Origin of the sequence: Aureispira anguillae (assembly GCF_026000115.1) — a bacterium.
GTDB lineage: Bacteria > Bacteroidota > Bacteroidia > Chitinophagales > Saprospiraceae > Aureispira > Aureispira anguillae.
In genome coordinates, this window is record NZ_AP026867.1 from 5,106,847 (window position 1) to 5,121,953 (window position 15,107).

Here is a 15,107-nt window from a genome sequence, read left to right on the forward strand (position 1 = left end):
TGGTTTTATTTTCATTTTAACGATTAAGCAACCAATAAAAAACTACTCTTCAAAACTAAGCGTACAGCTTTGCAAGCAAGAACTTCTCTAAAAGAACACAAATAATTTATAGTATAGTACACTTAATTCAACCACTTGATAAATAAAATAATTATGTTAGAAGGTATCAAACATGCTCATTCTGGACTAAGATGGATTGTTCTCATTCTTCTCCTACTTGCAATCGTCAACGCATTTAGTGGATGGCGCAGCAAAAAACCGTATACAGCTCAAAATAAAAAGCTTCATTTATTTGCAATGATTTTTGTTCATATTCAGGTTTTAATTGGTTTTATCTCTTATCTCTTAAACTGGGGAGGAAAGGTGAATTTTGGCAATATGTCCAATTCAATGATTCGTTTTTTTACAGTAGAACATAGTACAATGATGCTATTGGCATTGATTGCTATTACGATCGGTTTTAGCAAATCAAAGAAAATAACAGAAACGCCTAGCCGTTTTAAGATGATTTTTATGGCTTACCTTATTGGTTTGCTACTCATTTTGGCTGGAATTCCTTGGCCTTTCAGAACGGCACTTGGAGCTGGGTGGTTCTAAGCTCAACCTTTACATCAAAACCCTAATGCCCACTTTAATGCCAAAACAAAATGATTTCATACAATACTATTTCATTTTTTATCGTTTTTTTATGTTGTACACTATTGGGGTGCTCCCCCAATAATTCGACTGCTACAGCCGAGGCACTCTATGAAAAAACTATTTTTACGGACAATCCCAGTCAGCCAAAAATCAAGGAAGGAGATCAAGTAAGTATCTACTATTGCCTCAAAAATGGAACAAAAATAATTACCAGTTCAGCGCATGCGCTTGAACCCACAATTATAACAATTCCTAATGACGATGCTTTAGATAAGTTTCAACGTCCTTTAACTTGGCTTGGTTTGGGCGATAGCTGTATTGTACATATTAATGTCGAAGATGCTGCTGAAGAATTAGAAAGTTATAAGGAGCATTTTAAATCAGGTGAAAAGGCAACATTTATATATAAAGTATTGAAGATTGACTAAACATATGCGCCCCACTCTTTTTGGTTTATTTATAGGTCTATTATTCATCGTGAATAGTTGCCAACGTGCTCCATGGAGAAAACAGATCCGAGGATTAAAAGCTTACCCTAAAAATGAATTTTGGTATGAATGGATCGGTCTGGACAAAAATGCCACAAAACCAGCAATTGGTGAGGAAGTTCGCATTGATTATACCATAAGTAAAGGCAATAAGCTTTTAGATCAGTCCTATGATGATATTTATCCTATTTTAGTACAAATTCCAGAAGACCGTTACGATAATTTTTTCACCAAAGCCCTAAAGTTAATGGCTGAAGGGGATAGCATTCGATTGCTTATTCCTGCGGCTGACATTCCTGAATTATTGGGAGAATATATCTTAGAATTTGGAGAAGAGGATTTAGTCACCTTTACTTATAAGATGCATCAAATAAAAAATCAAGAAATGCTCCAACAAGAAATCATTGAAGAGCAGGTATACCTTGATTCTATTCGCCAAAAAATTCCTTTGCTTATTCCCCAATTTAACAACAATCAATTAGAACAAGTACAAAAAACAGCTTCGGGGCTTTCTTATATTATTGTCGATGAAGGATCGGGTCCCAAAGCAGCAATAGGTGATGCCGTTAGTGTTCATTACATTTGCTTTTCTGATTCAGGAAAAATTGTTGATGACTCCTATACCAACATGGTTCCCCTGTCCTTTATTATTGGTAGTCAATCGCTCATTGAAGGTTGGTCAGAAGGCACTACCTTACTCAAACAGGGAGGTAAAGCTGTATTGTTTATTCCTCCCCACTTAGCTTATGGAATCCAAGGCAATGGAAATCTTATTCCGCCTAATTCTTGGGTTACTTTTTTTATTGAATTAATGGATGTACAAAAAAAATAAGGTTATGCAACGTTTAATTTTTATCTGTTTTATTTTCACTTTGGTAGCTTGCAATGGGGAAAGAAATACCCAACGTGAAATTATTAATGGTATGGAACATGCTGTTGTGCAGAATACAAGTGATGAGTTTCTCCGTCCATTAATTGCCAATTATCTTAATTATTACAAAGATTTTAAAGAGGATGAAATGGCTCCTATCTATCTGTATCGCTGTGCAGTGCTTTATTACCGAGTTCGAAATCATAGCGAAGCAGCCAAGCATTTGGAGACGATTCTAAGAAACCACCCTGAGACAGAAATACTAGAGGATACCTATCTTACCTTAGCTATGATTCAAGCTAGCCCTCAAGGCAGAATAGCTCGTGCGGAGAGTCTCTACAAAGAATATGTAGAGAAATATCCTCAAGGAAAAGGAATTGCTCAAGCCAATTACTTTTTTCGCCCTGAAAAAGAAAAATTACAAGATCACATTGATAACTTGCTAAAAGAAATTGCGGCACTCCCTCGTGGGGCATCTCCTAATGAAAGCCAATTAAATCAACTCATGTTTGCTTACGCCAATTTTGTCAAATCAAACCCTGACAATCCTTTATCTGCAACTTATTGCTTGCAGGGAGCACGGCTAGCCGTACGATTGGAGCAGCACCTAATTGCCATCCAATTTCTAGAGAAAATCTACCAAAATTATCCAGAATTTACGCAATATCCAGAAGCTTTAATGATGTTGGCGGTAGAGTACGATACTCATATCACACTTTACCTGCACAAAAACAAGGTCATTTCGTCTCCCTTGGACGATCAAATTACAGCCAAAGAACTTCAAAAGATGGATGTTGTTGCCCATGGAGGAAAACTATACCAAGAAATACTAAAGCGTTTTCCAGATCATGAGGTAGCAGAATCGGCAAAGAGTGGTCTAAAAAACCTAGGTAAAAAAACAAATCAGGTAGTTGAAGAGTTTATTCGGCTTCAAGATTCTATTAAAAATTCCCATCAACCTTCTTAATAAAGCAAAAAAAAGGTTGCAGTTCTCAGAGCTGCAACCTTTTTTGTATAGAAATCTAATCGGTATTCTATTTTAAGCAATACTCATTTGCTTCCAACAAAACACTAGCAATTTGTCTACGCAAGTCCTTTGTATTCAAAAATTCATGCTTAGTGAAACGTTTAATTCCTAACATAATCATACGTTTGGTATCTCCGTCTGCCCAAGCAGAGACAGCGTTCTTTGCATGAATGGCACAACGCTCAATAGCATCATTAATATATAGCTGTGTCATGGCAATTTCTGTTTTACAAGCTTCTTCTCCTCGTACATTAGCAGCTTTGAGGGTTGCTAATACAGCAGACTCACAAACATAAATTTCAGACATGATATCCGCCAAGTTCATCAAAATTTCTTGCTCTTTTTCCAAGTCCTGCATCAATTTTTGTACCGTCGCCCCTGCAACAGCCAAAAATAGTTTTTTAAGATTGGCTACATACTTTCGCTCATCAGCAAGCAAGCCTTTATCTGTTTCCTCAAAGCTAGGCATTCCCGTTAATTCTTTTTGAACGGCCATTGCTGGAGTCATCATATCAATTTCGCCCTTCATAACACGTTTTAGCAACATGTCTACGGTCAACATACGATTGATTTCATTCGTACCTTCAAAAATACGATTGATACGAGCATCACGATAAGCACCTGCCATGTGCATTTCTTCTGAATAGCCCATTCCACCATGAATCTGTAAGCCCTCATCAACGCAATAGTCCAAACACTCAGAGCCATAAACTTTTAAGATTGCACATTCAATAGCATACTCTTCAGCAGCTCCTAACAAAGCTTCTCCCAACGACTTACCTTCTTCACGCAATCGGTCCTCCATACGAGAGATGTCACGCCCAGTACGATGCATAGCACATTCTACGGCATAAATTCGAGTCGCTTGCTCTCCTAGTTTGTACTGAATAGCTCCAAAAGAGCCAATTTCTTTGCCAAATTGTTTTCGTTCATTGGCATACTGAACCGATAAGGTACTCAACATTTTGGAAGCTCCTAATACTCCAGCACATAACTTAATACGTCCAATATTCAGAATATTAAAGGCAATTTTGTGCCCTTTTCCAATTTCTCCCAATAAGTTTTCTACCGGTACTTTTACATTTTCAAAAAATACTTGACGGGTAGAAGATCCCTTAATTCCTAGCTTTTTCTCTTCTGCTCCTAATGAAACACCTTCCCAATCACGCTCAATGATAAAGCCTGTAAATTTATCGCCATCAACTTGTGCAAAAACAGTAAATACATCTGCAAATCCAGCATTTGTAATCCACATTTTTTGTCCATTAACAATATAATGCTGCCCATCTTCCGACAAAACAGCTTGTGTCTTTGCCGATAATGCATCAGAGCCAGATGTAGGTTCCGTTAGACAATAAGCAGCAAATTTATCCCCAGCAATACAAGGAGGTAAGTATTTTTGCTTTTGTGCCTCTGTTCCAAAATATAAAATAGGCAACATCCCGATCCCAGTATGAGCACCATGAGATAAAGAAAAAGAACGAGATGGAGCAAACAAAGAAGTTAAGGCCATATTGGTCTCAAAATTTTGCATAAAGCCTCCATATTCTTCAGGAAATGAAGTTCCCAATAGTCCTAGGTCACCTGCTTCTTTTAATAATTTTTTGGTCAAGTCTAAATCCAAAGACTCTATCTGTTCAGATACAGGAAGTACTTTTTTCTCTATAAATTCTTTTACCATCCCCAAAACCATTCCCTGCTCTTCTGTCAAATCTTCGGTTATAAATACATCTGAAGGTTTGGTTTCTTCAACTAGAAATCCACCACCTTTCATTAGCTTTTGCTCTGTATCCATTATCATAATTTTTAATCGATTTAATTGTTTTGATGTATAATTGATTAACTTTTTGGTTAATTTTTACTTATTGTAAACAATCAAAAATAACAAAATGTTCCATAAAAGTCAATTTTTCTTCTAAACTTTCAGTAAGTTTTGAAAATAAAATTTTAGACATTAAAGCCTCCACTACATATTATTTACCTCATTTATTCCTTATTCTTCTAGAATAAACACAAAAAAAGTAGCAACAAATATAAATCTGTCACTACTTCTTTAGTATAAATTAGATTAAATAGTATGTTCTAGCATTAAGAGCTCGTTCCACCACCACAAGCACCATTGGTGTAATATTTTACACCTGCGCAAGTTGCTTCACAACCATTACTATAGGTTACGCCATCACAACCGCAGACAGGATCATACACAGCTGGACATAAACAATTTGGTTTAGGTTTTCCTTTGCATTTATCAGGGCAGGGTCCATTTACATAATGATTGACTCCAGCACAATTAGCTTCACAAGCATTATTGTACGTTACGCCATCACAGCCACAGACAGGAGCATAATACAAAGGACAAATACAGTTGGGTTGGGCTCTCCCCTTACAATTACAAGCTCCCTTGGTGTACGACTGTACACCAGCGCATATCGCTTCACAAGAATTATTGTAAGTCACGCCATCGCAACCACAGACAGGAGCATAGTAAGTTGGACAAGGAGCAAAACAAGCCGTTGGCACTACGCATGGTGTTATTAAAGATTCTGGCGCCTCTGCTTCCGTCTGCATAACTGCATCCGACTTTGGTGTTACAACCGTTTCATAATCTTTTTGACAGCTAACAAGTGCCAAAAACAGGATAACTAATGGTAAAAAATTCAAAAATTTTCTTTGTTTCATAATATATGTAATTTAAGTTTAGATTGGTCACTCAAAATAAACACGAAACCACTCAATACCAAAGCATTACACTTATTTAACAATTAAAATTACAATTAACCAAATGTATAAATCAAAAAGATTAAACAAATAATATTTATACAAATAACTATAAAACAATATAAACAAGGTTAAAATTTATAATCGCAATTTATACATTTATATTTTTTGATATTTACCAAATAAAAAGCTACCTCAAACTTGTATAATAATACAGAATAGTAGCTACCCGATTCCGCTAAGTATTTGTATCTTTGCCCAACTTTAGAATGATTTTCATCAAAAATTCAATCGTTCTAAAGTTTAATAGCCCCCAATTTCCTATTGCAGTTATAGCTGTAGCAGTTCGTAATAAAATCTATCATTCCAAATAATTTATTTAATGTTAATCGATACACACGCACATCTGTATGCCTCACAGTTTGACAAAGACAGAGATGAAATGATACAACGTGCATTTGATAATAATATTCAACATCTTTTTTTGCCTAATATAGATGAAGCCTCTATTGATGGTATGCTTGCCTTAGAAAAGCAATACCCCGATAATTGTCACGCTATGATGGGGCTGCACCCTTGTTCTGTGGCGGCCAATTATAAGCAAGTCTTAGCTAAGATGGAAGAATGGTTTACCAAGCGTCCCTTTTGCGCCGTTGGTGAAATTGGATTGGATTATTACTGGAGTAAAGAGTTTGTTGCCGAACAAAAAGATGCTTTTCGCATTCAATGTCGTTGGGCAAAAGAGTTAGATATTCCGATTGTAATTCATGCTCGTGATTCTTTAGACGATCTTATTGAGATTGTAGCAGAAGAAAAAACAGCTAATTTTAGAGGTATTTTCCATTGCTTTGGAGGAAGCATAGAGCAGGCAAATAAAATCATTGACCTAGGCTTTTTGATGGGACTTGGAGGGGTACTAACCTTCAAAAAAGCTAATTTGGGAGCCATTGTAGAACAAATAGACCTCAAGCATTTAGTGTTGGAGACAGATGCGCCTTACCTTACCCCTACTCCTTATCGTGGCAAACGCAATGAAAGTGCTTACATTCGAATTATTGCAGAAGAATTAGCGGAAGTAAAGGGAATCAGTTTAGACGAAGTTGCCCAAACCACCAGTAAAAACGCTTTGGATCTTTTTGGCGTAACGGCAAAGCATTCCTAAAAATAGATTATGCTTCACTACTTTGTCTTTTAACCAATAAGGACAAAGTAGTGACTTTATTACTAACTATTCTCTTAATCTAGGATCCAAAGCCTCTGTTAAGCCCTCTCCTATTAAATTAAAAATCGTCACGGTTATAAAAATGGCAAATCCTGGAAAAATAGCCAACCACCAAGCTGAAAATTTATCTTGTGACAAACGCAAAAGAGAGCCCCAAGTAACCTGATCGTCTGGAATTCCAACCCCAATAAATGATAAAAATGCCTCCGTCAGAATAGCCGTTGCAACACCAAAAGCAATTGCGATTAAAACAGGTGCCAGTGCATTAGGCAACGCATGGCGCAAAATGATTCTAAATTCACTATATCCAAAAGCCTGAGCGGCTTCAATATATTCCAATCTACGGATTCGTAATAATTCTGCACGAATAAATTTAGCAATCCCCGTCCAACTTACCGTTCCAATAATTACCATGACAAACAAAACAGAAGGTTTTTCTATAATTGCAACAATTGCCAATATCAAAATCAATAATGGAATAGAGTTAACAACTTCTATAAATCGCATCACAATAATATCCAATGCTACTGTTACCTTCTTCCCTAATACGGGAATTTTCTTAAGAGGTATTGCCAATATATTTGCTAAACCTACTAAGGCTACAAACCAACCTATGATAACTCCAATTGCTCTCAATAATTTCCCTTCTCCAATCAAATCAGCAATAATGTATCCATTAGAAATAAAGGCAAAAAAGATAGCCAAAACAACCGCTATTAGATTGAGGGCAATTCGTATTCTAGAAACCTTTAATCGTTCATCACCAAAGTACCCCGAAATGGCGCCAAAAAACAATCCAATAAAAGTAGCAATGGACATAGCAACCAATCCCACCAACATAGCAGTCCTTGTACCATGAATCATTCCTGCTGCTACATCTTGCCCTATACGCTCTGTTCCTAAATAATGCCAACCATTGTTCGAGTCTTCAGGAAAATTCTGCTCCCCCAATGGGCTCTTAAATTTATTATTTTTAGGATCTCTTGTAGTAGCCGAATAAGTAATAGGCGCAAATAGTACAGATTCGTATTTTTGTTCTAACCACTTGGTCGTAACAAATTTCTCATTCCATGTAGCCAACCCTAAGTCTACTAAGTATTGGCGAAAAATAGGGAAGTAAGTTTCTACAATCGTATCGATTGAAGACAATGTTGTATAAGTAATAATTGTATCAATTTGTAGAAACTTCTGCTGAACAATTGAATCGGAAGAAAGCGATTCGCTGACAGGCATTAGTTTTTTAAAGGATGTTCTCGTTTTTATTTTAGTTTCTGTAACCTTACATTCCATCCTTCCTTCATCAAGCTCTTTTTCTATTTTACTAGCTTCTTTTTTAGAGGGGGTAGTAGTTGAAGCCAATAATAAGGTATCCACCTTGACCTGAATATCTATTTTGGTATCTAATGTATCTGGGGTCTGCTCCATCTTAATGGAACAATAAACAGGACGTTCATTGGCAATAAAATCCGCTGTTATAGCAACAAAGAGTATCACATAAAATACACGCAAAGACCATACAGCCAAACGATTTTTGAAAAACTGCTTGCGTACAATTGCCCAATAGCCATTCTCATTAGAATGCTCTATTGCTTTAGCGATTTCATCCGTCCTTTTCTTTGTTAAAAAAAACATATTCCGTTATTTAAAAGATACACGTGGATCAACAATGGCATACAAAATATCTGCAATCAAGTTGCCAATCATGGTCAAAATAGCTGCAAACATAACAATCGTAAATACTACTGGCCAATCTCTTGATGTAATCGACATCAAGACTAACTGCCCCATTCCTGGTATAGCATAAATCAACTCAATAGCAATAGATCCAGATAAAGCCCTTGGAAAGACAGAACTAAATAAAGTAATAATAGGAAAGAGTGAATTTCTAAAAGCATGTTTCCAAATTACTTTTCGCTCACTCAAACCCTTCGCTCTAGCTGTCCGAATATAATCCTGACGAATTACCCCCAACATAGAGCCTCTCATCTGACGAGATAAATACGCCAGTGAACCATAAGTAATACAAAAAATAGGTAAGGTCAAATGATGTAAAATATCAACTAGTCTTGTCCAATTAGATACATTAGGATCATCAACCAAATCCAAATCTTGTGCTCCACTCGTTGGAAACCAATCCAACCACTCTCCATATTCTGCTGTCGTAAAGAAAACCAAAAGAATGGTTCCGATCCAAAAACTAGGCAAGGAGTATAAGATAAACAATACAGCTGTGTTGACATTATCAATTAGATTTCGACCTTTTAATTTCCACATTGCGCTTTTTACTCCTAAAGGAATTGAAATGAGATAAGAAATCAAAATAGCAAAGAAATTCATGATTAAAGTCCAATACAGTGCATCCCCTATTTTGGTAGAAACTTCTTTTTTATCCGAATAAGAAATTCCAAAATCTCCTCTCAAAAAACCTTTACTAGCATAACGAACGGCAGATAAAGATAAGCTATCTCTTTCTGAAGCCAGTACCTTTAGAGCACCATTAAGTTTATCTTGATTGCTCAAATATTGTTTCATTTGCATGGTATTGGTTGCAAATACTTGACGCAAACTATCGGCATCCCCTTTTATTGGTGATTTTTCTAAGGCTTGTTCAATTTGATAGTTTTTTCCTCTTAATCGACTAATAGAGTTATCCAAAGCTCGTTTTTGAGGAACTAGTTTTTTTATCTCTACTGATAAGTCCTCTATTCGATAATGGTTAGAACTATCTACGGTACTAAACCAAGGATAATCGCCAAACATCCAAATATGATACTGACTAGCTTTTCCATACCAACGGACAGCAGGAATATAGAGCTGCATCCTAGTAGGGTTTTCTTTAATATAATTGTACTTCTGAATAATCTCATCCCAATCTTCCCGAACCGATTCCAAACCATTGTTGGGTGTTGCCAAAGAATCCTTCAACAAGTTCAATTTAAATACAATGCCTCCATCCTCATAGTCATTAAACAGATCATTGAGACAGTTTCTTGCTGTCCCCTTAACAGAATACCTTGCATGTTCAATATCTGCTATTTTATATTGCACCTCTTTTAGTGCATTATAATAATCCATCACTGCCTCTGAGTTACCATACTCGTTAATTAAGCGGCTTATGGTCTCTCGATGGTTTCTTTTATTGATTCTGTACAAATCAGCAGGATATGCGGCAGAAGTAAACAAGAAATAAAAGGCAGGTTTGTCTAGTCCCAACTGTGCCGCAACTGCTGCATATGCTTTCTCGCCATTGACCAAATCAGATCGTTGTCCTACGCCTTTACTATCATTTCCTCCCATCACAACTAACACAGGATCGCCTGGTGCCATTTTGCTCAATCCAAAAATGAGCAAGGAAATGACAAAGAAGGTTGGAATAAAAATCAATATACGTTTAATGATATATTGAAGCATTGTTTCTTGTTATGTATAGATTAGCTGATAAGATGTATATTATTATCGTTGTTTAGCACAACTTTTGTATTCTTTGAATACTTAAATTAGAAGATTATCTTTCAAAGAAACTCAAAAATAGATAATCCTTTTGTATTTAAGGAACTTTGTACAATGATTTTATAGAAAGTTTATTTTATAAACTTAAAAAGTTGTGTACAAAATCCGTTTTTATTGGGCTTATTTTTTCTTGAGCACTAATAAAGGAATAATTGTTTCAAAAGCCATTTTTTGTGCCTTACTATATTTTAATGCCTTCTGAAAAGTATTTCGAACAGCCGCCATTGTTACTAACAGATGCAGATTAGTATTGTAAGCAAAGGCATGCAAAGCAGAACCGTAATCTTCCAAAACAACATGTTGCTCGTTCTCTAATGCCTTGTATTTTGCTTGTGGCAAATGTGCCACAAATAGCTCTGCACCAAAATTAGCTGCAATTTTTGCTACTCTTGGGTAAATAACTCTCCAATCTTCAACTAGAGGCGTTAAATAAAGCATATTTTTAATATCCTGAAAAACAATCCCTTTGGGCACCACCAAAACGGGAGCATTAGCCCCTTCTATTGTCTTAGAAATAATTGTTCCCCAAATGATTTTAGTAAAACTATTGTTGTCTTTGGCTCCAATTATTATCAAATCAATGTCTTTGCGTTTATTGGCATAAGTAGCAATGTTTTCTTTGGCATAGCCCAATTCTACCTCTTGATGGATAACAATATCTTTTATTTCAAAACGCTTCAGCCAATTTTGAAGCATTATTTTTGCCGCTTTCTTTTGTTCTTGAATGAGTTGATGCCGCATAACACTAGGAACAAGAATCCCCATGTTAGGTTCGCACACATGCAAAACGTCTATGCTAGCACCAAAATACCTAGCAACTGCTAGGGTATACTCAAATGCTTTGATTGAGCTTTCGCTACAACTTGTCGGAAATAGTATCTTCTTAATTTCAGGCATATAAAATTATATAATGGTAGAAATTACAAGATAATATTTCTTCAGAAAGAAATCAAGATTTGCCTTTTTTTTATCCTGCTCAACCTGAGATCGGGCGCTACAAGAACAAGATAGGTCATCCTGAGTCGTAAAATTCAAGATGACCTATGCTAAAAATAGTCTGCACTCAACTATCCTGATGAGTTACTGTTTTCTACTTCTCAATTTTATAATTGGTATGATTACTTCTTCCAAAGAAATTCCACCATGCTGAAAGGTATTTTGATAATACTTATTGTAATGATTATAGTTGTTTGGATAGAGGAAGAACTTATCATTTTTGGCAAAAATAAAAGTAGAGCTCACATTTGGCGAAGGTAATTTAGCATCCATTGGACGACGCACATCCAATACATCTTTACGATCATATTGCAAGTTTTTTCCTACTTTATAACGCAAATTCGTTGTTGTTTCTCGATCTCCTACCACTTTAGAAGGTTCATGCACTCGTATACTACCATGATCTGTTGCAATAAACAACTGCACATCATGTTCTGCTATGATTTTTAGAGCTTCCCAAATAGCAGAATGAGAGAACCAAGACTTGGTCAACGAACGATATGCTTTTTCATCGCTTGCCAACTCTTTTAAAATCTCCATTTCGGTACGAGCATGCGAAAGCATATCTATAAAGTTATAAACAATAGCTGTAAAATCATTGTGCAAACAATTCTGAATCGTATCGACCAATTGTTTGCCCTTTTCTACGGTAGTTACTTTATAATAAGCATGCTTTACGGGCTTGCGAAAAGTACGACGAATCTGCTCCGAAAGTAGTTTTTCTTCGTGCATATTTTTGCCGCCTTTTTCATTGTCATTCAACCAACATTCAGGATAATACTCCTCTATTTCTCCTGGCATTAAACCTGCAAAAATAGCATTTCTACTGTATTGTGTTGTCGTAGGCAAGATGCTATAAAAATAGTCTTCTTCTTCTATTCTATAATACTCTGCAACAATAGGTTCTATGACTTTCCATTGGTCATATCTCAAATTATCTAAGAGCAAAAAGAACGTTGGGCGATCAGATTTCACATCAGGAAAAACCATAGAGCGCAACAAATCATGTGACATAACAGGTGCATCATCATCATTGCTAATCCAATGTAAATAATTGCGTTCCATATATTTACAGAACTCCGAATTCGCCTGTTCCTTTTGAGTAGCTAAAATTTCTGCCATGCTCGTCGTATTAGACTCGTCCAGCTTAAGCTCCCAATGAATAATTTTTTTATAAATTTCTGCCCATTCATGAAAATCCAAACCACTGTTTATTTCCATAAAAATCTTACGAAACTCTTGTTGGTAGTCGGTTGCGGTTTGTTCTCGAACTAGGCGATCTGAGTCTATCAACTTACGAATAGAAGTTAAGATTTGAACAGGATTGACAGGCTTTATCAGATAATCACTAATCTGAGAACCAATCGCTTGCTCCATAACGCCCTCTTCTTCGTTCTTAGTAATCATTACAACAGGCACACTAGGCAAAATAGCCTTGATTTTAGGCAACGTCTCTAGACCTGTTATTCCTGGCATACTTTCATCCAAAAAGATAACATCAATGTTCCCCATATGCTCCTCTACTTCTTCAATTGCATCATGTCCATTAGAAACCGTTATAACTTTGTAGCCCTTTTTTTCTAAGAACATAATTTGAGGCTTGAGCAGTCTAATCTCATCATCTGCCCACAATATTGTGATATTCTCCATTCAGCTTAATAATTTGATAAGGTGAAATACCAATGCTATCATCTAATCCCAATGATAGTTGATTAGTATTAATTGTAAATGAGTTGAAAGTGTAGATTTTTGAGCTATAACCTTGGTCTATTTTTGATTGAAGAATAGAATTAATCTTCTAGTAATGGTTTTTGATAATTTTCAACAACGTATAATAGGATTGTACTACCTTAGAATACTACATTTTTGAAGTGTGGCTTAAAGATAGTCTTTAAACTCAAAAAAATCAAGTTTCGTATAAGGTAGTACAAACTTTAAGTTTTCCTTAGGAAAATGGAAAATATTTTTTTTATTTTAAAATATGTTCTAGTTCAACAATCGCTCAATATGGGGCTTTATCTCCGTATACGTATAGGTGGCATCAAAAGAACTTGCTCCCATAAATACATCTTGAATAATGCCTTCTTTATCAATCAAAAAAGAAGTTGGAAAAGTCGATACTTTCATTTGACTAGCAATACTTTTGCCACCTGCAACAACCGCATAACGCATTTTCTTTTCCTTGGCCAATTTTTCTGCTACAGCTTGTTGATCGGTTGAAATGGAAATTACCACCACATTTTTAGATTTATATTTTTGCTGCAATTCATTGAGGCTAGGAATTTCTGTGATACAAGGTTTACAAGCCGCAAACCAAAAATTGAGCAGCACGATTTTCCCTTTCATATTGGAAGGATTAAAGCGCTTGCCACCGATTGTTTTAAGATCAATATCTGGTGCTTTTTTTCCTTTGATTTGCGCTCTTTTTCGATCTAAATAAGCTTGAAATTCTCGTTCACCTTTTTCTACAGGTTTTACAACAGCGACCCCTTTGGTAGAATTGGTTGTCCCTGTAGAAGACTGGCAGGCGACCAAAAACAATAAGCTTCCCAAAAACAAAATACCTATCTTCATGTTTATCATTATTGCTCAATTTGCATATTGATTAGAAATTCAACGGTAATAAGTTACAATAAAATATGCTTTTAGTCTCTAGACTTTATGACAAATCAATAGGTAGAACAAAAAATTTATCCTTTTCTATCAATTGCTCCATTACAAAAGTCAAACAACTTCTTAATCAAATATCCAATACGGTTTACCAAAATCTACATCTGGCAACCAATCTTGAAGTGTGTCCAAATTAAACTTAGCCACTACTTCGGGCAATTGCAAATCTTTTAGACGATACAAACGCCCTAACATTCTAGGTTCTATATCGTTAAGAGGATTGTTGTGCAAGCGCAACGTCTCTAAACGTTTGAGATGGTAAATAGAACGAGGGCATTTTCTCAACGCATTGGCACTCAAATCCAGTATTTTTAAATTGGGCAATTGCCCCAATGTATCGGGCATCTCTGTTAATTTATTATTAGCGAGATATAATTCCTCCAAACTCCAAGCTTGCGCAATGCTTTCAGGCAAAAAATTCATTCGACAATCTTCAACATACAAACGTTTTAGCAAAGGCAGTTGACTAGCCGCAACTAAAATAGGATGCTGATTCCAATAATGTTTTGCCTTCCATTGCAATTCCTCCAAGGCTTTAAAACTAGTGAGCACAACAGCAAACTCTGCGATTTCGCTATATTGTCCAAAAAAGCGAGGACTAATCACCAATGATTTATAATAAGCTAAAAAATGCTCGTTATTATCTTGTTGTGCCCAGAAGATCATTTTATCGGCAGACTGCGCTACGATTCTATACATTTCATCGTCCCATTTTGTCCCTAAGCCCATCATAAACATAGCAGCCAACTCATGATTACTCATGTCATCACTTTCTATAAACTGCTTAATTTGAGCAAACTGCTGTTCTTCTTCTGTTAATGATACTTCCTCTACAACATCCTGATCTGTCAGTACTACTTCTTCCTCTTCCTGAACTTCATCAACAATTACGGTTGTACTTTTGTGTTCAGTAGAGTCCTTAGACAAGAACCATTTTTTTATTTTAGAAAAAAGCCCCATTAGCAT

The 15,107-nt window shown here is 36.0% G+C and carries 13 protein-coding genes; 5 read left to right on the plus strand and 8 right to left on the minus strand.

Features of this window, described 5'->3' with window-relative positions; genetic code table 11:
* Positions 1–153 precede the first annotated feature (153 nt).
* Genes AsAng_RS19990 through AsAng_RS20005 form a run of 4 tightly spaced genes read left to right on the plus strand, consistent with a single transcriptional unit; the run spans position 154 to position 2,965 of the window.
* Positions 154–597 (plus strand): cytochrome B, encoded by a 444-nt coding sequence (locus AsAng_RS19990; protein ID WP_264788872.1) that lies wholly within the window; start codon positions 154–156, stop codon positions 595–597.
* Positions 598–647: 50 nt separating this feature from the next.
* On the plus strand, positions 648–1,067 hold the full coding sequence (locus tag AsAng_RS19995; RefSeq protein WP_264788873.1) for a hypothetical protein: 420 nt from the start codon (positions 648–650) through the stop codon (positions 1,065–1,067).
* On the plus strand, positions 1,060–1,959 hold the full coding sequence (locus AsAng_RS20000) for an FKBP-type peptidyl-prolyl cis-trans isomerase (RefSeq protein ID WP_264788874.1): 900 nt from the start codon (positions 1,060–1,062) through the stop codon (positions 1,957–1,959). The genes AsAng_RS19995 and AsAng_RS20000 overlap by 8 nt, the downstream gene beginning before the upstream one ends.
* Positions 1,960–1,963: 4 nt before the next feature.
* Positions 1,964–2,965, plus strand: a complete 1,002-nt coding sequence (locus AsAng_RS20005; RefSeq protein WP_264788875.1) for a tetratricopeptide repeat protein — start codon at positions 1,964–1,966, stop codon at positions 2,963–2,965.
* Between the two features lie 67 nt (positions 2,966–3,032).
* Here AsAng_RS20005 and AsAng_RS20010 read toward each other — a convergent pair whose 3' ends face one another.
* A complete protein-coding gene (locus tag AsAng_RS20010; RefSeq protein WP_407655304.1) occupies positions 3,033–4,826 on the minus strand; it encodes an acyl-CoA dehydrogenase family protein in 1,794 nt (597 codons plus the stop codon).
* A gap of 287 nt (positions 4,827–5,113) precedes the next feature.
* Positions 5,114–5,704: a Kazal-type serine protease inhibitor family protein gene (locus tag AsAng_RS20015; RefSeq protein WP_264788877.1), complete on the minus strand. Its 591-nt coding sequence runs from the start codon at positions 5,702–5,704 to the stop codon at positions 5,114–5,116.
* Between the two features lie 421 nt (positions 5,705–6,125).
* Here AsAng_RS20015 and AsAng_RS20020 point away from each other — a divergent pair, with 421 nt between their 5' ends.
* Positions 6,126–6,905 carry a TatD family hydrolase gene (locus AsAng_RS20020; protein WP_264788878.1) on the plus strand — a complete coding sequence of 260 codons (780 nt, stop codon included), beginning with the start codon at positions 6,126–6,128 and terminating at the stop codon, positions 6,903–6,905.
* Positions 6,906–6,971: 66 nt separating this feature from the next.
* On the opposite strand, the gene AsAng_RS20025 is transcribed toward AsAng_RS20020, so the two are convergent.
* The 6 genes from AsAng_RS20025 to AsAng_RS20050 all read right to left on the minus strand — a co-directional run bounded on the left by AsAng_RS20025 (position 6,972) and on the right by AsAng_RS20050 (position 15,101).
* Positions 6,972–8,597, minus strand: a complete 1,626-nt coding sequence (locus AsAng_RS20025; protein WP_264788879.1) for an ABC transporter permease — start codon at positions 8,595–8,597, stop codon at positions 6,972–6,974.
* Positions 8,598–8,603: 6 nt separating this feature from the next.
* Positions 8,604–10,376: an ABC transporter permease subunit gene (locus AsAng_RS20030; RefSeq protein WP_264788880.1), complete on the minus strand. Its 1,773-nt coding sequence runs from the start codon at positions 10,374–10,376 to the stop codon at positions 8,604–8,606.
* Between the two features lie 219 nt (positions 10,377–10,595).
* Complete coding sequence (locus AsAng_RS20035; RefSeq protein WP_264788881.1) at positions 10,596–11,372, minus strand: universal stress protein; 777 nt, start codon at positions 11,370–11,372, stop codon at positions 10,596–10,598.
* Between the two features lie 183 nt (positions 11,373–11,555).
* On the minus strand, positions 11,556–13,121 hold the full coding sequence (gene porX, locus AsAng_RS20040; RefSeq protein ID WP_264788882.1) for a T9SS response regulator signal transducer PorX: 1,566 nt from the start codon (positions 13,119–13,121) through the stop codon (positions 11,556–11,558).
* Positions 13,122–13,457: 336 nt separating this feature from the next.
* Complete coding sequence (locus AsAng_RS20045; RefSeq protein WP_264788883.1) at positions 13,458–14,045, minus strand: peroxiredoxin family protein; 588 nt, start codon at positions 14,043–14,045, stop codon at positions 13,458–13,460.
* Between the two features lie 162 nt (positions 14,046–14,207).
* Entirely contained in the window at positions 14,208–15,101 is an 894-nt protein-coding gene (locus AsAng_RS20050; protein WP_264788884.1) for a leucine-rich repeat domain-containing protein, read from the minus strand.
* Between the last annotated feature and the right edge of the window lie 6 nt (positions 15,102–15,107).